The sequence below is a fragment of the Cupriavidus sp. R6-3 genome (genome assembly GCF_059772245.1).
Genome location: NZ_JCBAJO010000071.1, coordinates 1 through 20,429 on the forward strand (window position 1 = coordinate 1; position 20,429 = coordinate 20,429).

Below are 20,429 nucleotides of genomic sequence, written 5' to 3' on the forward strand. Positions count from 1 at the left end.
ACGACCAGGTCTGCGCCGCCTGCCACGCCGCCGGCGTCGCCGGTGCACCGAAGGTCGGCGACAAGGCCGCCTGGGCCCCCCGCATCAAGGAAGGCATGGACGCGGTCCACAACTTCGCGCTGAAGGGCAAGGGCGTGATGCCGCCGAAGGGTGGCTACGCCGGCCCCGACGCCGACGTGATCGCCGCGGCCGACTACATGGTCAACGCGTCGAAATAAGACCGGGGGCGCCGCGCGGCGCTCGCCTCGGCAGGATAAAAAAGCCAGCGGGATCTCGCTGGCTTTTTTTACGTCCGGAGTTCGCCGCGTTGGACCACGCGCGAGTACCGGGCGGTCGGCACCGGCCCGGAGCGCGATGTCGGCGGCTTCCGCAGCAGCGGGTGCGCCAACGGCTTTTGCGGTTTACGTCCGGCGTTCGGCTTCGCTACACCACGCGCGAGTACCGGGCGATGGGCGCCGCGCCGGGGCGGGATGTCGACGGCATCCGCTGCAGCGGGCGCGCCATCGCCCTTTCCGAAACGGGATCGGTATTGGAACCCGAAAGCGGATTCGACAAGGAGTCCGAACCCGGCCGCCCCGCGATCACCCGGTCGTCCCGCAGATAGCGATCGAACACCATCGCCACGCGCCGCACCAGCAGGCGGCCCAGCGGCGTCACCTCGATCCGCGCGTCGGACAGCCGTACCAGCCCCTGCGCGGCCAGCGACGTAAGTTCCGCCCGCTCGGCGGCAAACTCGGCGTCGAAGTCGATGCCGTGCCGGCACGCGACCTCTGCGGTATCCAGTTCGCCATCGCACATCAGCGCACCGATGATGTCCTTGCGCACCCGGTCGTCGGCGTCGCAGACATGGCCGCGCAGCACCGGCAGCCTGCCGGCATCGAGCGCGCCGTAGTACGCGTCCAGCGTGCGGGCGTTCTGCACGTAGCGGCCGGCGACCGCGCCGATCGCCGAGATGCCAAAGCCGAGCTGGTCATGGCCGGCATGGGTCGCATAGCCCTGGAAGTTGCGCTGCAGCCGTCCCTCACGCTGGGCGCGGGCGAGCGCGTCGTCGGGCAGCGCGAAGTGATCCATGCCGATATGGACATAGCCGGCCGCGGTCAGCCGCTCGATGGCCGAGACCAGGATGTCCAGCTTTTCGCCGGCCGACGGCATCGCGGCCTCGTCGATCCGACGCTGCGGCTTGAAGACATGCGGCAGATGCGCGTAGCTGTACAGCGACAGGCGGTCGGGCCGCATCTCCAGCACCCGCTCGATGGTGGCGCCGAAGCGGGCCGCCGTCTGGTGCGGCAGGCCGTAGATCAGGTCCATGCTGATCGACAGGAAGCCGAGCCGTCGGGAAGCGGCGACCACGCGGCGCGTGTCCTCCACCGGCTGCACGCGATGGATCGCGGCCTGGACCTCGGGGTCGAAGTCCTGCACGCCTAGGCTGACGCGGTTGAAGCCGAGCTCGGCGAGCAGCGCCATCCGTTCGTCGTCGACGCGGCGCGGATCGATCTCGATCGAGTGCTCGCCGTCCGGCCGCAGATCGAAGTGCCGATGCAGCGCCGCCATGACCTGCCGCATTTCCCCGGGGTCGAGGAAGGTCGGCGTACCGCCGCCCCAGTGCGATTGCACGACGGCCCGGCGCTCGTCCAACCGGGCCGCCACCAGCGCCATCTCGCGCGCCAGGTAGCGAACGTAGCGCGCGCTGCGGCCGTGGTCGCGCGTGATGATCTTGTTGCAGCCGCAGTAGTAGCAGATGTTCTCGCAGAAGGGGATATGCAGATAGAGCGACAGCGGCGCGGCGGCGCCCCCTGCCCGGCAGTCGTCCAGCGCGGACAGATACCCCTCGTCGCCGAACCCCGCATCGAAGCGGTCGGCGGTCGGATACGAGGTGTAGCGCGGTCCGTTCACGTCGATGCGTTCCGCAAGCGCGCGGAAATCGGCGAGATCGCCGCGGCGGATGGCGGCATGCTGAGCGGCTGGGGAAGCGGCTTCGGCAGGGACTTCGGGAACGGCTTCGGAAGCGAAATGCGGAACGGTCGTTGCCATCGGCGGCCTTCTGAGGAATCCGCTTCGATGCTAGCCAGACCAGCGTGCGCAGGACTTGATCGACATCAAGGGCCGGCGATTCGGCTGTTCTCTCGGCGCTTCGGCGCCACGCGCCTGCGCCCTCAAAGTCCGATCGGCGATCCGCCACCGTAGCAGCCGGATGTTGCAGGCCCTGGCTGCCTTGTATCGACGCCGATACGAAGGGACGGGCGTACCCGGCGCTGCGCCTCAGCCCCTCAGCCCCCTCAGCCCCCTCAGCCCCCTCAGCCGCTTCAGCCGGTGGCGGCCTTGGTGCCGAGCAGCGCCTTCAGGCCCGCCAGCCGGTCCTTCGGGCTCATCGCCGGCGTCTCGTCCTTCGGTGCCGGGGCCTCCTCGAGCTTCATCTCGCCGATGAAGCGCGACGGCTGGCACGAGTAGGTGTCGCGCGCGCGCTTGCGCTTCTTGCACCAGCTGATATGCAGGCTGCGCTGCGCGCGCGTGATGCCGACATACATCAGGCGGCGCTCTTCCTCGATCTTCTCGTCGCTCAGGTCCTCGTCCTCGCGGCAATGCGGCAGGATGCCCTCCTCCACGCCGACCAGGAACACATGCGGATACTCGAGGCCCTTGGACGCGTGCAGCGTCGACAGCCGAACCGCGTCGGGATCTTCCTCGCGGCCTTCGAGCATGCTCATCAGCGCGACGGTCTGCGTCAGCTCCAGCAGGTTCTTGCCCTCGTCGCCAAATCCATCGGCGGTGTCGAAGCCGGTCGCCTCGCCATCGGCGGCCTCCGGCTTGGTGCCCTTGCGCTTGAGCCAGTCGAGGAACTCGAGCGTATTGGTCCATTTGGCCTGGGCCTGGCGCTCGTCGAATGTGTCGTACAGATAGGCTTCGTAGTGGATGCCTTCCATCAGGTCGTCGAGCACCTCGGTGGCCGGGTCGCGCGCGGCGCGGTCCGCCAGCCGCACCATCGCCTCGCAGAAGGTGCGCAGCGGCTCGAGCTGGCGCGGCTGCAGCTTGCCTTCGATGCCGCCCATCATCGCCGCCTCGAACAGCGAGACCTTGGCCTGGCCGGCGAAGGTCCCCAGCACCTCCAGCGTGGTATTGCCGACGCCGCGCCGCGGCGTAGTTACCGCGCGGATGAAGGCGGGATCGTCGTCCGGATTGGCGATCAGCCGCAGGTAGGCGCAGATGTCCTTGATCTCGGCCTTGTCGAAGAAGCTCTGCCCGCCGGACAGCACATATGGGATGCGCTCGCGGCGCAAGATCTGTTCGAACAGCCGCGCCTGGTGGTTGCCGCGATAAAGGATCGCGTAGTCGCGGAACTGCGCGCGCCGCTCGAACTTGTGGGCCGACAGCTTGAACACCACCGACTCGGCCTCGTGCTCCTCGTCGTTCATCTGCGTCACGGAGATCGGATCGCCCATGCCGTGCTCGCTCCACAGCGTCTTGTCGAACAGCTTGGGATTGTTGGCGATCACCGCGTTGGCCGCCTGCAGGATGCGCACCGTGGAGCGATAGTTCTGCTCCAGCTTGATGACCTTCAGGTTCGGAAAGTCGGTCTGCAGCAGGCGCAAATTGTCCAGCGTGGCGCCGCGCCAGCCGTAGATCGCCTGGTCGTCGTCGCCGACCGCGGTGAAGGCGGGCGCGCGCAGATGCGAGCCGCCGGCCAGCAGCTTCAGCAGCTGGTACTGGCAGGCGTTGGTGTCCTGGTATTCGTCGACCAGGAAATAGCGCAGCCGGTTCTGCCACTTGAGCCGCACGGTTTCGTCGCGGGCGAACAGCTCGGCCGGCAGACGGATCAGGTCGTCGAAGTCGACCGCCTGGTAGGCCGCCAGCGTGGCGACGTAGTTGCGGTAGATCAGCGCGGCCTGGTGCTGGTCGGCATCGGTTGCCTCGGCGATCGCGGTTTCCGGATCGACCATGCCGTTTTTCCACAGCGAGATCGTGCTCTGCACGCTGCGGATCAGCTTCTTGTCGGTGGTCGCCAGCTGTTCCTGGATCAGGCCGAAGCAGTCGTCGGCGTCCATGATCGAGAACTGCGGCTTCAGGCCCAGGTGCTCCGCCTCGGCGCGCAGGATCTGCACGCCGAGCGAGTGGAAGGTACAGACGGTCAGCTGGCGCAGCGGAATGCGCTTGCCGTCGCGGGTCTTGCCCTCCATCAGCTTGGCGATCCGCTCCTGCATCTCCTTGGCGGCCTTGTTGGTGAAGGTCACCGCGGCGATATGGCGGGGCTCGAAGCCCTTGTCCTCGATCAGATGCGCGATCTTCTGCGTGATCACCCGGGTCTTGCCCGAGCCCGCGCCGGCGAGCACCAGGCAGGGGCCGTCCAGATAGCGGACGGCTTCGGATTGGGCGGCGTTCAGTCCGTGGGTCATCGGTCGGGGATCGGAGGTCGGGTACAGCCGGAGGTCGGACCGCATCGCAAGGGACGCGGGCCGCAGGCGCGACGCGTTGTGGACGCGTCGCGAATGGGTCGAAGCCGGCGATGTTAACACGGGGGCGGGTCCGGCCGAGGCTCCGGAACCGACTCCTGCGACGCGCCGCTCTCGCGTTGACAGCCGCCAAGGCTGCGGTTAGAGTCGCGCCATCCGTCCGGGAGAGCGCGCGACTGTATCGTCATTCGCGCCGCCGAAGGGGAATCACCCGAAAACTCTCAGGCACCATGGACCGGGCGGATCGGCATGCAGCATGCACACGATGTATGCCGAACTCTGGAGAGCGACACCCGTCATTCATCAGCTGGATGATGAGCGTGTCCACCGAAGGGGCGCACGGCGTGGCCAGTCAGTCCGACGAGGACGGCAAGCCGGGCCGTAATCTCTCAGGTATCGAGGACAGAGGGGGTCATCCGTCGCGACGGTTCGCACCGAGCCGCGCGACGGATGACCCTTTTTTTGTTTGGCGCGCCGCGCGCGCCGGACCGAACGATGCCACGCTCCGAGGAATTCATGACGCTCCAGGCCACGCCCCTCAACGCCATCCACCGCGCCCTCGGCGCCCGCATGGTCGATTTCGGCGGATGGGACATGCCGGTCAACTACGGCTCGCAGATCGAGGAACACCACGCGGTGCGCAGCGATGCGGGCATGTTCGACGTCTCGCACATGTGCGTCGTCGACCTCGCCGGCCCCAATACCCGCGCCTTCCTGCGCGGACTGCTCGCCAACAACGTCGACAAGCTGCAAACCCCGGGCAAGGCGCTGTATTCCTGCATGCTCGACCCGAACGGCGGCGTGATCGACGACCTGATCGTCTACTTCTTCGCCGAGGACCGCTTCCGCCTGGTGGTCAACGCCAGCACCGCGACCGGCGATATCGACTGGATCCGCCAGCGCAACGCCGCCACCGGCGCCGGCGTGACGATCACCCCGCGCCGTACCGATAACGCTCTCGATGGCGCGACCCCGCTGGCGATCGTCGCCGTGCAGGGCCCGAATGCGCGTGCCAAGGTCTGGAGCGCATTCCCGTCGACCCAGCCCAGCGAATCGCTCAAGCCCTTCAACGCGATGGTGGTCGAGGACCCCGCGATCGGCGAAATCATGGTGGCCCGCACCGGCTACACCGGCGAGGACGGTTTCGAGCTGGTGGTGCCGGCCGACAACGTCGCCGCGGTCTGGGAAAAGCTGCATGCCGCCGGCGTGCGCCCCGCCGGCCTCGGCGCACGCGACACGCTGCGCCTCGAAGCCGGCATGAATCTGTACGGCCAGGACATGGACATCCACACCTCGCCGCTCGACGCGGGCTTGGCCTGGACGGTCGACCTGCAGAGCGAGCGCGATTTCGTCGGCAAGGCCGCGCTGGTGGCCAACGGCCAGCGCCAGCAGTTCGCCGGCCTGATCCTGCGGGACAAGGGCGGCGTGCTGCGCGCGCACCAGACCGTGCTGACCGCCGCCGGCGAGGGCGAGATCACGTCGGGCACCTTCAGCCCGACGCTGTCCCAATCGATCGCCTTCGCGCGCCTGCCCAAGGATGTGGCGCTCGGCAGCGAAGTCCAGGTGCTGATCCGCGACCGCAAACTGACTGCGACTGTGGTTAAACTGCCGTTTGTGCGCAATGGCAAGGCACTCGTGAGCTGACAGCTCGCATCGGACATCGTCCACCCGGTCACGCTGCGCCCCGCGGCCCCCTTCATCCCGATGGCACGCGGCGGCGCGACACAAGAATCTGAAATTGGAGAATCTCGATGAATTTCCCCGCTGACCTGAAGTACACCGAGTCGCACGAATGGGTGCGCGTCGAAACCGACGGCACGCTGACGATCGGCATCACCGATCACGCGCAGGATGCGCTCGGCGACATCGTCTTCCTGGAACTGCCCGAGGTCGGCAAGACGGTCGGCGCCGGCGACGCGCTGGCCGTGGTCGAATCGGTCAAGGCCGCGTCGGACATCTACGCGCCGGTGGCCGGCGAGGTGGTCGCCGTCAACGACGCTGTCAAGGACGCGCCCGAGAGCGTCAACGCCAACGCCTTCGACGCCTGGCTGTTCAAGATCAAGCCCGCCAACAGCGACGACGTCAACGGCCTGATGACGGCCGACGCCTACAAGGCCAGCGTCGGCGCCTGAGCCCGGCGCCCCGCCCGCGGCGCCGGGGGCCATGGCTGACCACCATGTCCCGGCCCGCCTCTCCGAGTCACTTGCCATGAACGCTCCCCTGCCCATGAACGCCGCTCAATCCGCTCGCCCTTCGCTGGCTGAACTCGAAGCTCGCGACGCCTTCTCCCACCGCCATATCGGTCCCGACGCCGCCGAACAGCAGCACATGCTGAAGGTGCTGGGCTACGACAGCCGCGCCGCGCTGATGGATGCCATCATCCCGGCCGCGATCCGCCGCCGCGACGGCATGCCGCTGGGCGAATTCACCGAGCCGCTGACCGAGGAAGCCGCGCTGGCCAAGCTGCGCGGCATCGCCGGCAAGAACAAGGTGTTCAAGAGCTTCATCGGCCAGGGCTACTACAACACGCTGACGCCGGGCGTGATCCTGCGCAATATCTTCGAGAACCCGGCCTGGTACACCGCGTACACGCCGTACCAGCCGGAGATCTCGCAGGGCCGCCTGGAAGCGATGTTGAACTTCCAGCAGATGGTCACCGACCTGACCGGCCTCGATATCGCCAATGCGTCGATGCTCGACGAAGGCACGGCCGCGGCCGAGGCGATGACGCTGCTGCAGCGCGTGAACAAGCACGCGTCGAATACCTTCTATGTGGCCGACGACGTGCTGCCGCAGACGATCGAAGTGGTCCGCACGCGCGCGCTGCCGCTCGGCATCGAGGTCAAGGTCGGTCCCGCCGCCGACGCGGCGCAGGCGCATGCCTTCGGCGTGCTGCTGCAATACCCGGGCGTCAACGGCGACGTGGCGGACTACCGCGCGATCGCCGATGCGGTCCACGCGGCCGGCGGCCTGGTGGTCGCCGCGGCGGACCTGCTGGCGCTGACGCTGCTCACCGCGCCCGGCGAATGGGGCGCCGACGTGGCCGTCGGCAATTCGCAGCGCTTCGGCGTGCCGCTCGGCTTCGGCGGCCCGCACGCCGGCTATATGGCTGTGAAGGACGCCTACAAGCGCTCGATGCCGGGCCGCCTGGTGGGCGTCACCGTCGACGCGCAGGGCAACCCGGCCTACCGGCTCGCGCTGCAGACGCGCGAGCAGCATATCCGCCGCGAAAAGGCGACCTCGAACATCTGTACCGCGCAGGTGCTGCTGGCGGTGATGGCGTCGATGTACGCGGTCTACCACGGTCCGCAAGGCCTGAAGCGCATCGCGCAACGCGTGCATCGCCTGACCGCGACGCTGGCCGGCGGCCTGCAGGCGCTGGGCTACGCGCGCAGCAATGCGACCTTCTTCGACACGCTGACGATCGAGACCGGCGCCGCCACCGAGGCGATCCACGCCGCGGCCACCGCGCGCCGCATCAATCTGCGCCGCGCCGGTGCGACGCACGTCGGCATCTCGCTGGACGAGACCACCACCCGCGACGATGTGGTCGCGCTGTGGGAGATCTTTGCGCAGGGCAAGCCGGTGCCGGCCTTCGACGCACTGGAAGCCGCGGCCGATGACGGCTATCCGGCCGCGCTGTCGCGCCAGAGCGCCTACCTGACGCATCCGGTCTTCAACACGCATCACGCCGAGCACGAGATGCTGCGCTATCTGCGCATGCTGGCCGACAAGGACCTGGCACTCGATCGCACGATGATCCCGCTGGGCTCCTGCACGATGAAGCTCAACGCGACCAGCGAGATGATTCCGGTCACCTGGCCCGAGTTTTCGAGCATCCATCCGTTCGCGCCGGACGACCAGACCGTCGGCTACCGCGAAATGATCGCCCAGCTCGAGGCGATGCTGTGCGCGGCCACCGGCTACGCCGCCGTCAGCCTGCAGCCGAACGCCGGCTCGCAAGGCGAGTACGCGGGCCTGCAGATCATCCACGCCTACCACGCGAGCCGCGGCGAGAGCCATCGCAATATCTGCCTGATCCCGTCGTCGGCGCACGGCACCAATCCGGCGTCCGCGCAGATGGCCGGCATGCAGGTGGTCGTAGTGGCCTGCGACGAGGACGGCAACGTCGATCTGGCCGACCTGGAGAAGAAGGCCGCGCAGCACAGCGGGAACCTGGCGGCGATCATGATCACCTATCCGTCCACGCACGGCGTGTTCGAGGAAGGCGTGCAGCGCATCTGCGAGATCGTGCACAGCCACGGCGGGCAGGTCTATGTCGACGGCGCCAACATGAACGCGATGGTGGGCACCGCGGCGCCGGGGCAGTTCGGCGGCGACGTGTCGCACCTGAACCTGCACAAGACCTTCTGCATTCCGCACGGCGGCGGCGGCCCGGGCGTGGGTCCGGTCGCGGTCGGCGCGCATCTGGCGCCGTTCCTGCCGAACCACGCCAGCAGCGGCTACCGCCGCGCGGCAGACGGCATCGGCGCGATCTCGGCCGCGCCCTACGGCTCGGCCAGCATCCTGCCGATTTCGTGGATGTATATCGCGATGATGGGCGCGCGCGGCCTGACGGCGGCCACCGAGAACGCGATCCTGGCGGCCAACTACGTCGCCAAGCGGCTGTCGGACTACTACCCGGTGCTGTACACGGGCGGCAACGGCCATATCGCGCACGAGTGCATTCTCGACCTGCGTCCGATCCAGAAGGCGACCGGCATCAGCAACGAGGATGTCGCCAAGCGGCTGATGGACTATGGCTTCCATGCGCCGACCATGAGCTTCCCGGTGCCGGGCACGCTGATGATCGAGCCGACCGAGAGCGAGGCGCTGCACGAGCTGGACCGCTTCATCGACGCGATGATCGCCATCCGCAAGGAAATCGCCCGTGTCGAGGACGGCAGCTTCGACCGCGAGGACAACCCGCTGAAGAACGCGCCGCACACCGCCGCGGTCATCACTGCCAACGAGTGGAACCACAAGTACACTCGTGAGGAAGCCGCCTATCCGGTCGCCTCGCTGCGGACGCAGAAGTACTGGCCGCCGGTCGGCCGTGCCGACAACGTCTACGGCGATCGCAACCTGTTCTGCTCGTGCGTGCCGATGAGCGCGTACGAGGAGTAAGCAGGCAGTCCGCGGGCAGTCGGCACATAGTCGGCGGGCACTGCGGGCGATCCCGGCACGGCGGCTCCATCGCCGCCCGGACGCGGTTCCGCGTCCGGGCCTGAGTTCCCGGCATTCGCGCCGGGGCTGTCATCGGTAAGGAGACTGTCGATGTGGGAGATGAGCGCACCGTGGTGGGAATTTATCGTCCGAGGACTGATCGTCTATTTCGCGCTGCTGATCATGATGCGGCTGGGCGGCAAGCGGCAGATCGGACAGATGACCCCGTTCGATCTGATCCTGTTGCTGATCCTGTCCGAAGGCGTGCAGAACGCCATGGTCGGCGATGACAAGTCGGTATCCGCAGGCCTGATCCTCGCCGCCACGCTGATCGGCATCAACGTGCTGGTCAGCTGGCTCAGCTGGCGCAGCCGCAAGTTCGAGTACGCGGTCGAGGGCCACCCCCAGCTGCTGATCCGCCATGGCAAGGTGATTGACAAGGTCATGCACGGCGCGCGGCTGACCAGCGACGATCTGATGAAGGTATTGCGGCGCGAGGGCTGCGCCAGCCTGGACGACGTCTATATAGCGATCCTGGAGAACGACGGCGCCATCAGCGTGCTCAAGCGCAAGGAACTGCCGGAGGAACCGCCCGGCCCCGGCGTCTCGTTGTGGGAACGCCCCGAGGACGATCGGCCGGTCTAGCCCGTATCGCGCCTGGCCGGACGGCAAGCCGCGGCGGAAGCCGGCAAAGCGCCGGCAAACGATAGGAGACCAACGTGGCTGTCAGCGTATTCGACCTGTTCAAGGTCGGCATCGGGCCGTCCAGCTCGCATACGGTGGGACCGATGCGTGCGGCCGGCATGTTCGCGCATGGACTGGAGCGCGACGGCCTGCTGCCGCAGGTGGCCAGCGTGCGGGTCGAGCTGTACGGCTCGCTCGGCGCGACCGGCAAGGGGCACGGCACCGACAAGGGCGTGATTCTCGGCCTGCTCGGCGAGGCGCCCGATACCATCGATCCGGACACCATCGACGCCAGGCTGGCAGCGCTGCGCGCTTCGCGCACGCTGTCCCTGCTTGGCAAGCATCCGATTCCCTTCGTCGAAAAGGAACATATCGCGTTCTACCGGCGCGAAGCGCTGGCCGAGCATCCGAACGGCATGAAATTCCATGCCTTCGATGCCGCCGGCGCGACGCTGCGCGAAGGCCGCTATCTGTCGGTCGGCGGCGGCTTCGTCGTCAGCGCGGGCGCGGCGAACACGCAGGTGCTCGAGGCCGACCGGCAACTGCCGCATCCCTTCCGCAGCGGCCGCGCGATGCTCGACATGGCCAGCAGCAGCGGCAAGTCGATCGCGCAGCTGATGCTCGAAAACGAATGCACCTGGCGCAGCGAAGCCGATGTGCGCGCCGGCCTGTTGCATATCTGGCAGGTGATGCAGGCCTGCGTCGCGCGCGGCTGCCGCACCGATGGCGAGCTGCCGGGCCCGTTCAAGGTCAAGCGGCGCGCGCCGGAGCTGTACCGCAATCTGACCGAGCGCGCCGAACGGACGCTGTCCGACCCGCTGTCGGTGATGGACTGGGTCAACCTCTATGCGATGGCCGTCAACGAGGAGAACGCGGCCGGTGGCCGCGTGGTGACCGCGCCGACCAATGGCGCGGCGGGCATCATCCCGGCCGTGCTGCATTACTACGATCGCTTCGTGCCCGGTGCGAACGAGCGCGGCGTGATCGACTTCCTGCTGACGGCCGGCGCGATCGGTCTGCTGTACAAGCTGAACGCGTCGCTCTCCGGCGCCGAAGTCGGCTGCCAGGGCGAGGTTGGCGTCGCGTGTTCGATGGCAGCGGGCGCGCTGGCGGCCGTGCTCGGCGGCACGCCGGAGCAGGTCGAGAATGCCGCGGAAATCGGCATGGAACACAACCTGGGGCTGACCTGCGATCCGGTCGGCGGGCTGGTGCAGATTCCCTGCATCGAGCGCAATGCGATGGCCTCGGTCAAGGCGGTCAACGCCGCGCGCATGGCCTTGCGCGGCGACGGCAATCACTATGTCTCGCTCGATTCGGTGATCAAGACCATGCGCGAGACCGGTGCCGACATGAAGACCAAGTACAAGGAAACGGCGCGCGGCGGGCTCGCCGTCAATATCGTCGAGTGCTGAAGCTCGAACACTAAAGTAGCACGCACTTTTGTGGAATCTCGCGGCCCTTCGGCGCGGCATTCTCTCGGCACCGCAACTGCGATGCGCGAGCCATGCCGAGCCACGATGCCTGTTACAAGCTGTTGTTCTCCACACCGGAATTCGTCCGTGATCTGCTGCGGGATTTCGTGCCGAGCGCGTGGGTCCGCGCGCTGGACTTCGACACCCTCGAACGTATCTCGAGCAACTACGTTACGGACCGCCTTCGCCAGCGCGCCAGCGACATGGTCTGGCGCATCCAGGCCGGCGGCGAGTGGGTCTACCTCTATCTGCTGATCGAATTCCAGAGCACCATCGATCGCCATATGGCGATTCGCATGACGAATTACGTCACGTCGTTGGATCTGGAGCTGATCCGTGGGCGGAATATACTGCCAGACGGCCAGTTGCCGCCGGTGCTGCCGATCGTGGTCTACAACGGGGAAGGCAGCTGGACGGCAAAGACCGATATCGCGGATCTGTCGCCGCGGCTGCCGGATGACTTGTGCCGCTGCCAGCCGCGCTGCGAATATCTTCTGGTGGACGCGCGGCGATATTCAGATGAGGAACTGGCCACGCTCGACAATCTCGTCGCCGCGGTGTTCCGCTTCGAGAACGCGGAGACGGAGACGGCGATGCTCGAAGCGGTTCGCTGGATCAGGCTGCGCGTGGCCGACGACCCGGTCCTGGAGGACACTTTCGTACGATGGCTGAAGCATGTAGGCTCACGGCATCGCCGGGCCGGTTTGTATTTAACGGACATACACAACCTGATGGAGGCTGAAATGTCGCTGTCGACGAATATTGCGCAGTGGAAGGCCAATTACAAGCGGGAAGGCCTGCAGGAAGGTTGGCAGGTAGGTCTGCAGGAAGGCCGGCGAGAAGGCCGACAGGTAGGTCTGCAGGAAGGCCGGCAGGCAGGTCTGCAGGAGGGCCGGCAGGTAGGTTTGCAGGAGGGCCGGCAGGCAGGTCTGCAGGAGGGCCGGCAGGTAGGTCTGCAGGAGGGCCGGCAGGCAGGTCTGCAGGAGGGCCGGCAGGTAGGTCTGCAGGAGGGCCTGCAACAGGGTCAGGCCATGCTCCTGCGAAATCTGCTTGCCAAGCGCTTCGGCCCTCTGCCAGCCGAACTCGAATCACGGCTGAACAGCGCCCGGCTTGAACAATTGGAAGCCTGGGGAGAAAGACTGCTGAGCGCCCAGCACCTCGCCGACGTATTCGAAGACTAGCGCCAGGCGGCGCTTCGTTAGTATTCCCGCAGATGCAAACCTTCCATCAACTCTTCGATCGCGAGTCCAGTACCTACACCTACCTGCTGATCGACGCGGCGACACGTGACGCCGCGCTGATCGATCCGGTCGACCGTCAGCTCGAACGGGATCTGGCGCTGGTGCAGCAGACCGGGGTACGGCTTGCCTGGGTCATCGAGACCCATGCGCACGCCGACCACATCACCTCTGCCGGCCATCTCGCGCAACGCACCGGCGCGCATACCGCCGCGCCGTCGGGCTGCGATATCCGGCCGGCGCTGAAGCAGCTGATCGACGGCGACACGATCCCGTTCGGCACGCAAACGCTGCGCGCCATCCATACGCCGGGACATACCGCCGGCAGCATGAGCTATCTGTGGGAAGAGGCGCAGCCGGACGGCGGCGTGGTGCGCCGGGTCTTTACCGGCGATGCGCTGCTGATCGACGGCTGCGGACGCACCGACTTCCAGTCCGGCGACGCCGGCACGCTATACGACAGCCTGACGCGCAAGCTGTTTGCGCTGCCCGACGACACGCTGGTATATCCGGCCCATGACTACAAGGGCCGCACCCATTCGACCATCGGTCACGAACGGGCCACCAACAGCCGGCTGTGCGGCCGCACACGCGAAGAGTTCATCGAGATGATGAAGGGGCTGAACCTGCCGCCGCCGAAGCTGCTGGCGGTGGCGGTGCCGGCGAACCAGCGGCTCGGGCTCGGCGACGGCGACAGCATCCCGCACGGGGTCTGACCGCCGCTCCCCGCGATCGCAGCGATTGCTGTGATCGCAGGGAAGGCAAGGATGGCAGCGGCGCGGCCCGGCACAAGGACTCTCTTACCCTGCCCAGCGATCGCAGCTCTGCCGCACCGCCTCGCGCAGACTGCGCGTATCGGCATCGACCTGGCGCGCCCATTCGGCGTCGCCGCTGCGGCTGGCGGCCAGCATGCGTATATTGGCCAAGGCCTCCAGCGAACCGAGCGCTTCGGCGTGCGGCACCAGCACGTCGCAGATCGACAGGATATGGTCGGCGATCGGCATCCGCGTCAGTTCGTTGGGGTGCACGTACTCGCCGTCGAGTCCGAAGCGGCAGGCCTGGAAGCGGTTGAAGGTATAGACCAGGTAGTCGTCCTCTTCCGGCATGAAGGGGCGCGACAGCAGCAGATAGCGCGCCAGCGCCTGGATATAGGCCGCAATGTCGCAGGCGCGCGCGACCGTCAGCGGCGTGTCCATGACGCGGACTTCGATGGTGCCGAATTCCGGCTTGGGGCGAATATCCCAATAGAAGTCCTTCATGCTCTCGATCACGCCCGTCTTGCGCATCTTCTCGAAGTACGCGGTGAAGGCGTCCCAGGTCAGCATGAAGGGCGCGCGGCCGCTCATCGGGAAGGCAGCGACCGAATTCAGTCGCGCGGAAGCGAAGCCGGTATCGACGCCCTGCACATACGGCGACGACGCCGCCAGCGCAATGAAGTGCGGCACGTAGCGGCCGATCGCATGCAGCAGGAACAGCGAATCGTCGGCGGTCGGGCAGCCGATATGCACGTGCTGGCCGAACACGGTGAACTGCTTGGCCAGGTAGCCGTACAGCTCGGAGATGTACTGGTAGCGCGGCGAGTCGGAGATGGTGCGATCGGCCCACTGCTGGAACGGATGCGTGCCGCCGCCGCAGATGCCCAGGTTCAGCGAATGCGAGGCCTCGACCATCAGGTCGCGCATCGTGGTCAGCTCGGACAGCGCCTGCGCGTAGTCATGGCAGATGCCGGTGCTGATCTCGATCATCGACGGACTGATCTCCGGCTTGATATCGCCCGCATGCTGGGCGCCCTTCAGCAGCCGCAGCAAATCGGGCGCGAACGGCGCCAGATCGTAGTCATGGCGATTGACCAGCTGCATTTCCAGCTCGACGCCGAAGGTCAGCGCCTCGGATTGCTTGAACGGTTCGAGTGACATCAGCGCCCTCCTCCATTGCCTCTGACCTCGCCGGCATAGCGAAGTGCCCATGCGGCCAATACCGGCGCCGCGATCTGCTCGATCGCCAGCGCGCACAGCACGATCGCGTTGAGCATTTCCCCGGTTTCCGGATAGAGCCGCGCCACATCGCTCATCAGCAGGTAAGCCAGACCCGACATCGGCCCCAGCGCCACGCCAAGCGCCACGCACTGCCGGATGCTCAGGCCCGAAAACGAACCCAGCGACACCACGCCGCCGAGCTTGGCCAGATGCCGCAGCAGCACCAGCACGATCGCGGCGACGCCGGCGATGGACCAGTCGCGCACGGTCACCGGCAGCCCCAGCGACACCACCATCACGATGATCAGCAGCGTACCGGCGCTGCCGAAGTGCGCGGGCCACACGCGCGGCTGATTGTCCTGATGCTTGAAGACGACGCCAGCCAGCAGCAGCGTCAACGGCATCGACAGCTTCAGCAGCCGCGTCAGCGCCAGCGTGAACAGCACGATGCCGACCAGCACCAGAAAGCTGTACTGATCGTCGGCCGGCATCCGCGCATAGACCGCCTGGCTCAGCTTGCCGACCAGCCACGCCAGCAGGCACGAGCCGACCAGCAGATACAGCGGATGCAGCAGCGCCGCGCCCAGATTGCCGTATTCCGAATGCAGCCAGCCGGTCGCCAGCTGCACGATCACCGCGGCATACATGCTGTTGAGCGCGGTCATCGCCATCAGCCGTTCGGTGACCTGGCCTTCCGCGCGCAATTCGTTCTTCAGCTGCAGCACGATCGACGGCGACGTGCTGACCGCGATGCCGCCGGCGAGGATGGCGACGGTCGGGCTCACGCCGATCCATTGCAGCACCGCGGTGACGAGGCCCCAGGTCAGCAGGCTCTCCGAGGCACTGGTAAACAGCAGCCAGCGATTGGCCCGCAGCCAGACCAGCGACAGGCGATGGCCGAGTTCGAACAGGGCCAGCGCCAGCGCCATGTCGATCAGGATGCGGGTCTGCGCGATCATCGTCTGATCGACGATGGGGCGGCCCAGCGTGCCGGCCAGCAGACCGGTGGCGGCATAACCGACGATACGCGGCAATCTCAGATACATCCGGCAAATTTCGCCGGCAAGGCCCGCGCCTACCAGCGCGAGGCCGACCCAGAACAGCCCGCTGGGTGCGAGCGGCCAGGTCGGAAATAGTTGGCTCAATCCATTCATGGGTGACATCCTAACGGAAGGGCCTTTGAACCCGTGTCCGGGTTTGTCCGACAAGGCACGAGTTTTGCTGAGGTTTCCGCCGACGCGCTATCGGATCGCGTCTCCATCGCGTCTCCATCGCGTCTCCATCGCGTCTCCGGCGCGTCCACACTCACGCGCGCGGCCTGCACCTCAGGCTTAGACGCCCCACAGTTTCCACGCCGGCCGCGTGGCCTTCAGTGCGTTTTCGACCTTCGCATACAACGCGCGGGTACGCCCTTGCGCGGCCCCGCGCGCGCGGGCCTGCAGAAACAGATCGCGCGCCTCCTCGCGCCTGGCCAGACCCAGCGCGGCCTGCGCCGCATGCAGATGCACGTCCGCCTCCCAGTCGTCGCGCACCGCGAAGGCGGCATGGAAGTCGGTCAGCGCCTCGGCGTACTGCTGCGCGTCGAGCCGGATCAGCCCGCGCTGCAGCCGCGCCGCGGCCTGGTCCTCGGCATCGCCCTCGGTCAGCGCGATGGCGCGCTCGAACAGCGGCAAGGCGCGCTCGTTGTCGGCCAGGCCGCGCCAGATGCGGCCGAAGGCGTCGTAGACCCAGGCGTCCTCGACCACCACCGCGCGCGCCTGCAGGGCCTCGATCTCGTCCAGCGCCAGCGCCCGTTCGCGCGCTTCCATCGATCCGGCCGAATTCCCCAGCAGCGTGGCGAAATGCGTGCGCGCATGGGCCATCGACAGCGCCGCCTCGCTGCGTTCCTCGACCGGCAGCGCGTCAAGCCGCGCCTCCATATGGGCGATCGCGGCCCGCGCCGCGCCGATCGCCTCGCTGCCACCGATCGCCTTCCACGCGTGGATCAGCCGGCTGAACACCCAGGTCACGTGGCCCGCATGGCGATCCAGCGGATAGCGGTTCAGCACCTCGCCGGCGATCTCAACCACGCGCTGATGGCGTCCGGCGGCGTCGTGGCAGGCCAGCAGATCGAGCCAGTGCTCGATGAAATCGCTGACGGCAATGCCCTTCTCATGCAGCGCGATGCGTTCGTCGCGCTGCGCGGCATCGTCGAGATCGAGCCGGCGCGCCAGCCGGTCGCACAGCAGCGAATAGATATGCGGGTCGGCGTCATCGTAGCCGCCCTCGCCGGTGGCGAAATACTGCTCGAAGCGGGCCAGGCCCGTTTGCCAGGCGCGCAGCAGCTGTGGCCGCAGCGCTTCCGCCGACGCCGGCACGCGCTCGATGAAGTCGGCCAGCGCCAGCCCGGCAAGGTAGTAGCCATGCGCGTCGGTGGCCGCGTCGGTCAGCACGAAGTCGCGCCAGGGCTCGGCCTCGCCGCCCTGATGGCGCCACTCGAGCTCGCGTATCTGCGCCTTCGGGTCCGGCACCTGGCGCTGGTAGACCGCCAGGTCGTCGCGCGCACCGGCGAGATCGCCGGCCCGCAGCCGCAGCGGCGCGAGGATGCGGCGCGCGTGCGGATGGTCCGGGTTCTCGGCCAGCACCATCTGCGCCTGCTGCGCGGCCAGCGCGTCGCCCTGCTCCTCGCTCATCTCCAGCAGATCGGCATTGTCCAGGCCGATGCGGGCCAGGCACAGCCGCAGCATCGGTTCGGCGCGCTGTCCCTCGGACTCGGCGCCCTGCACGTGCGCGGCCGCCAGGCTCAGGATGTCGTGCGCACCCAGGTCCGGCGCGCGATACAGCAGGTCGTACCAATAGCGGCCGGCCTCGGCGAACTGGCCCAGCCGATAGTGCGCCAGCCCCGCATGCAGCTGCGCGCTCCATTCGCCGGTGGCCAGCCCGTTGCGCCGGGCCGCCTCTTCCAGCCAGGGCAGCGCCTCGGCGAAACGCTGCTGGTTCATCAGCAGCATGCCGTAGCGATGCGCCAGCACGCCGCGCGAGGCCCAGCGGTGCGCGGGATGCAGCGGCAGCTCGGGCAGGCGGGACAGCGCCGCCTCGAGCGCGGCCAGCGCCTGCTCGGGCTCGCCCTTGTCGAACAGCAACCGGGCGCGCAGCGCCTCGTAATCGACGACCTCGGGCCGCTGGCGCGCCAACGCGTCGATCACCGCCAGCGCTTCGTCGTAGCGCTCCTGCGTGGCAAGCTCGATGGCGTGGTCGTAGCTGACTGGCTGCGCGGACACGGGTACTCCTTCAGGGTGATGGGCAAAGAGGGACAACTGGGATAGCGAGGAAACGGCAAGACCGCGATTATGCGCCACGCGGGAGGCAAGGCCGTGGAAGCGGGTCGAGCCGGCCGGATGCCGCCGCCCTGGTGGTCAAGCCGGCGGCCAACGCCGCGGCCAGTGCGGTGGTGATGCGGCGGTGATGCGGCGGCCAAAGAAAACGCCACCCCGAGGGGTGGCGTTCCGGGCCACAGGCCAACTGTGGAACTGTGGAACTGTGGAATTCCGGGACAGTGGACCCAATGTCGACCCGCTGTGGAAAACCCGGGCTTACTTGCCGCCCAGCGTTTCCAGCACGGTCCACTTGCCGCCCACGACCTTGTAGACGGTGATGCCGCCGTCCTTCAGGTCGCCGCGCGCGTCGTACGCCAGCGTCTTGGTGGTGACGCCCGGCATGTTGGTCGCCGCCAGCACCGGCAGATAGCGCGCCGGATCGGCCGAGCCGGCCTTGACCATCGCCGTCATCAGCGCGGTGGCGCCGTCGTAGGCATACGGCGAGTAGGTCTGGACCTTGCTCTTGAAACGCTTCTCGTAGTCCTGCGCATACTTGGCGCCGCCCGGCATCTGCTCCAGCGGCAGGCCGGCCAGCGACACCACCGTGCCTTCCGCTGCGGGACCGGCCAGCTTCAGGAAGTTGTCGGTCTTGGACATCTCGCCCGACACCAGCGGCGACTTCAGGCCCAGTTCCTTGATCTGCTTGGCCATCGGCGCGGACTGCGTCTCGGCGCCGCCGAAGAAGATGATGTCCGGGTTGCTGCGCTTGATGTTGGTCAGCACGGCCTTGAAGTCCACCGCCTTGTCGTTGGTGAACTCGCGGCGCACGATCTTGCCGCCGGCGGCCTTGGCGGCCTTCTCGAACTCGTCGGCCAGGCCCTGGCCGTAGGCGGTACGATCATCGACGATGGCGATGTTCTTCGCGCCGAGCTTCTTGACCACGTAGTTGCCGAGCACCGAACCCTGCTGGGTGTCGGAGGTCATCATGCGGAAGGTGGTCTTGAAGCCCTGGCGGGTGTATTCGGGCGCGGTCGCCATCGCGATCTGCGCGATGCCGGCGCGGTTGTAGACCATCGAGGCCGGGATGCTGGTGCCCGAGTTGAAATGGCCGAGCATGCCCTGGATGCCGTTGTCGACCAGCTTCTGCGCCACCACCGAGCCGGTCTTCGGATCGGCCTGGTCGTCCTCGGACAGCAGCACGAACTTGACTTCCTTGCCACCGATCTTGGGCTTGGTGGCGTTCATCTGCTCGATCGCCAGCACCACGCCGTTCTGCATGTCCTTGCCGTACTGCGCCTGACCACCGGTCATCGGCGCGGCAAAGCCGAGCTTGATTTCCTGCGCCTGCGCGAACGCGGCGGACGCCGCGGTCAGGCCGGCGATCGTCAGTGCGACGGTCAGCGCCGTCTTGTGGAAGGTCGTGTTCATCCGTTCTCCTTGGGTAGCCTGTAGGCCGGTTCACTGCACTCTTGGAAGCGTTCGGCCCGCCCCTGCGGACCACGCTTTCTCGGTGGCGCAGCGAGGGCGGGATCGCCGCCGCACCTGCGCCTGTCTGGCGCCCAACCCGGACGTCCGACCGATACGTCGGACCGGCTCGGGCGGTCAATCGTTGTCGTTGCCGTCGGTCCCCGCGGTCAGCCGATCGTCATCAGGCTCGCGTTGCCGCCGGCCGCCGCGGTATTGACCGACAGCGAGCGCTCCATCAGCAGACGCTCCAGCGCGATGCCGGTGTCGCCGTGGCCCAGCCCCTGCACGCCGACGATCGGACCGGGCCGCTGCGCGACCTGTTCGCACACCGCGCGCAGCTGGTCCGAATCGCCGTGGTGCAGCACCGCGTCGAAGGCGACGTCGGCCGCGCTCCAGTCGGCAACCAGGCGGACGCGCGATTGTACTGCCTTCGGCAGCCGCGCATACAGGGTCCGCGCGGGCTCGGCGTCCGGGCACAACGCGCCGGCGCCGACCGCCAGCACCGCCGCCAGCTGCGTGGCCAGGTCGGCCTCGTTCGGCGCCAGGCACAGCACGGTGTCGCGCGGCAGCAGCGTGTAGGTATTGCGCTCGCCGGTCGGGCCGGGCAGCGTCACCGTCATGCCCGAGGTCGAGGCCGCGGCAAAGCGGTCGCACTGCTCCACCAGCGCCGGCGCCGGGGCTGTGT

14 protein-coding genes, 1 pseudogene and 2 riboswitches are annotated in these 20,429 nt (G+C 67.5%); of the genes and pseudogenes, 8 read left to right on the forward strand and 7 right to left on the reverse strand.

The features are described 5' to 3' along the window. The coding region (locus AC6EI8_RS13165; RefSeq protein WP_498382126.1) for a c-type cytochrome at nucleotides 1-218 on the forward strand (218 nt) is incomplete at its 5' end. A 205-nt stretch (nucleotides 219-423) separates the two neighbouring features. Here AC6EI8_RS13165 and hemN read toward each other — a convergent pair. Together hemN and AC6EI8_RS13175 are read right to left on the reverse strand one after the other, a co-directional pair. After that, nucleotides 424-2,031 (reverse strand): oxygen-independent coproporphyrinogen III oxidase, encoded by a 1,608-nt coding sequence (hemN, locus tag AC6EI8_RS13170; protein WP_498382127.1) that lies wholly within the window; start codon nucleotides 2,029-2,031, stop codon nucleotides 424-426. A 272-nt stretch (nucleotides 2,032-2,303) separates the two neighbouring features. After that, nucleotides 2,304-4,388 (reverse strand): UvrD-helicase domain-containing protein, encoded by a 2,085-nt coding sequence (locus AC6EI8_RS13175; protein ID WP_150082035.1) that lies wholly within the window; start codon nucleotides 4,386-4,388, stop codon nucleotides 2,304-2,306. Nucleotides 4,389-4,596: 208 nt separating this feature from the next. Beyond that, nucleotides 4,597-4,693, forward strand: a riboswitch (glycine riboswitch). A gap of 21 nt (nucleotides 4,694-4,714) precedes the next feature. Continuing rightward, nucleotides 4,715-4,861, forward strand: a riboswitch (glycine riboswitch). A gap of 100 nt (nucleotides 4,862-4,961) precedes the next feature. On the opposite strand from AC6EI8_RS13175, the gene gcvT reads away from it, so the two are divergent. The 7 genes from gcvT (at nucleotide 4,962) to AC6EI8_RS13210 (ending at nucleotide 13,721) form a co-directional block, all read left to right on the forward strand. Further along, on the forward strand, nucleotides 4,962-6,089 hold the full coding sequence (gene gcvT / locus AC6EI8_RS13180) for a glycine cleavage system aminomethyltransferase GcvT (RefSeq protein ID WP_498382131.1): 1,128 nt from the start codon (nucleotides 4,962-4,964) through the stop codon (nucleotides 6,087-6,089). 107 nt (nucleotides 6,090-6,196) lie between these two features. After that, nucleotides 6,197-6,577, forward strand: a complete 381-nt coding sequence (gene gcvH, locus AC6EI8_RS13185) for a glycine cleavage system protein GcvH (protein WP_149317496.1) — start codon at nucleotides 6,197-6,199, stop codon at nucleotides 6,575-6,577. A 76-nt stretch (nucleotides 6,578-6,653) separates the two neighbouring features. Then, nucleotides 6,654-9,572, forward strand: a complete 2,919-nt coding sequence (gcvP, locus tag AC6EI8_RS13190) for an aminomethyl-transferring glycine dehydrogenase (protein WP_149317495.1) — start codon at nucleotides 6,654-6,656, stop codon at nucleotides 9,570-9,572. A 150-nt stretch (nucleotides 9,573-9,722) separates the two neighbouring features. Next, on the forward strand, nucleotides 9,723-10,256 hold the full coding sequence (locus AC6EI8_RS13195; protein WP_149317494.1) for a DUF421 domain-containing protein: 534 nt from the start codon (nucleotides 9,723-9,725) through the stop codon (nucleotides 10,254-10,256). 74 nt (nucleotides 10,257-10,330) lie between these two features. Then, the gene (locus AC6EI8_RS13200) at nucleotides 10,331-11,707 is read left to right on the forward strand and encodes an L-serine ammonia-lyase (protein ID WP_498382128.1); all 1,377 of its coding nucleotides are present in this window, start codon (nucleotides 10,331-10,333) and stop codon (nucleotides 11,705-11,707) included. A 92-nt stretch (nucleotides 11,708-11,799) separates the two neighbouring features. Next, the gene (locus tag AC6EI8_RS13205; RefSeq protein ID WP_498382129.1) at nucleotides 11,800-12,948 is read left to right on the forward strand and encodes an Rpn family recombination-promoting nuclease/putative transposase; all 1,149 of its coding nucleotides are present in this window, start codon (nucleotides 11,800-11,802) and stop codon (nucleotides 12,946-12,948) included. A 32-nt stretch (nucleotides 12,949-12,980) separates the two neighbouring features. Then, complete coding sequence (locus AC6EI8_RS13210) at nucleotides 12,981-13,721, forward strand: MBL fold metallo-hydrolase (protein ID WP_226107795.1); 741 nt, start codon at nucleotides 12,981-12,983, stop codon at nucleotides 13,719-13,721. Nucleotides 13,722-13,805: 84 nt separating this feature from the next. Here AC6EI8_RS13210 and AC6EI8_RS13215 read toward each other — a convergent pair whose 3' ends face one another. From AC6EI8_RS13215 to AC6EI8_RS13235, 5 genes and pseudogenes are all read right to left on the reverse strand, one after another. Next, nucleotides 13,806-14,921 carry a YbdK family carboxylate-amine ligase gene (locus tag AC6EI8_RS13215; protein ID WP_149317490.1) on the reverse strand — a complete coding sequence of 372 codons (1,116 nt, stop codon included), beginning with the start codon at nucleotides 14,919-14,921 and terminating at the stop codon, nucleotides 13,806-13,808. Next, complete coding sequence (locus tag AC6EI8_RS13220; RefSeq protein ID WP_226107797.1) at nucleotides 14,921-16,144, reverse strand: cation:proton antiporter; 1,224 nt, start codon at nucleotides 16,142-16,144, stop codon at nucleotides 14,921-14,923. The genes AC6EI8_RS13215 and AC6EI8_RS13220 overlap by 1 nt, the downstream gene beginning before the upstream one ends. A gap of 168 nt (nucleotides 16,145-16,312) precedes the next feature. Then, a complete protein-coding gene (locus AC6EI8_RS13225) occupies nucleotides 16,313-18,241 on the reverse strand; it encodes a tetratricopeptide repeat protein (protein ID WP_498382130.1) in 1,929 nt (642 codons plus the stop codon). A 312-nt stretch (nucleotides 18,242-18,553) separates the two neighbouring features. Continuing rightward, the gene (locus AC6EI8_RS13230; protein ID WP_149317487.1) at nucleotides 18,554-19,705 is read right to left on the reverse strand and encodes a branched-chain amino acid ABC transporter substrate-binding protein; all 1,152 of its coding nucleotides are present in this window, start codon (nucleotides 19,703-19,705) and stop codon (nucleotides 18,554-18,556) included. 206 nt (nucleotides 19,706-19,911) lie between these two features. Next, nucleotides 19,912-20,429 (reverse strand): annotated as a pseudogene (locus AC6EI8_RS13235) (trifunctional transcriptional regulator/proline dehydrogenase/L-glutamate gamma-semialdehyde dehydrogenase); the annotation flags it as partial.